The sequence below is a fragment of the Allobosea sp. 05T433 genome, assembly GCF_056396065.1.
In genome coordinates this window covers 1-793 of the sequence record NZ_JBFTKS010000112.1, presented here as the reverse complement: position 1 = coordinate 793, position 793 = coordinate 1, and the positions used below count along the sequence as shown (strand labels likewise).

The window sequence follows — 793 nt, the reverse complement described above, 5'->3', positions numbered from 1 at the left end:
CGACGAAGTCGTTGCCATCGCCCGCCGAGATCGTGTCGTCGCCGCCCGCACCGATCAGGACATCGTCGCCGCCCTGGCCGATCAGGTTGTCCGCCCCCGCTGCCCCGATCAGGACATCGCTCAGCCCCGTCCCGACATGCGTCCCAGGAGCCGTCCCCGGACCGGGAGCCGGCGTGCCAGCCCCGTCGTCATCGTCGTCGTCGTCACAGCCGCAATCGTCGTCGTCGTCATCGTCGCCATTGCCGGCACCGTCGTCATCGTCGTCATCATCGTCGCCATCTCCGGCGCCGTCGTCGTCATCGTCATCATCGTCGCCATCACCGGCGCCGTCGTCATCGTCGTCATCGTCGTCGCCGTCTCCGGCGCCGTCGTCATCATCGTCGTCGCCATCTCCGTTGCCGGTGCCGTCATCGTCGTCATCGTCGTCATCGTCGCCGTCGCCGTCACCCGTGCCGGTACCGTTGTCGCCGTCATCGCCAACGACGGTCTCGAAGATGTTCTCCGGCAGATTGGTCAGGCTGGTATTGCGGGCGATGATGTCCGCGAACTCCTGGCCGTCGATGAAATTCTCGTAGAAGTCGAAGTTCTCGACACGGTCGAGATAGTAGAACCGGTCGGCCTCCTGCAGGCGGTCAAACTGTTCATGCAGCACGACCCAGAAGGTCTGCCCGACCATGCCGCCATTGATATGCGTCTCGGCAAGGCCACCGACCCAGAGATCGACCCGGTCGATCCCCTTCACGATGCCGGTGCCGTCGGCCTGGATGGCCACGCTGATATTCGAGTTGATCGC

1 protein-coding gene is annotated in these 793 nt (G+C 64.6%); it reads right to left on the bottom strand.

The window, feature by feature from the left end:
* The coding region (locus AC1DGP_RS35255; RefSeq protein ID WP_476833296.1) for a peroxidase family protein at positions 1-793 on the bottom strand (793 nt) is incomplete at both ends.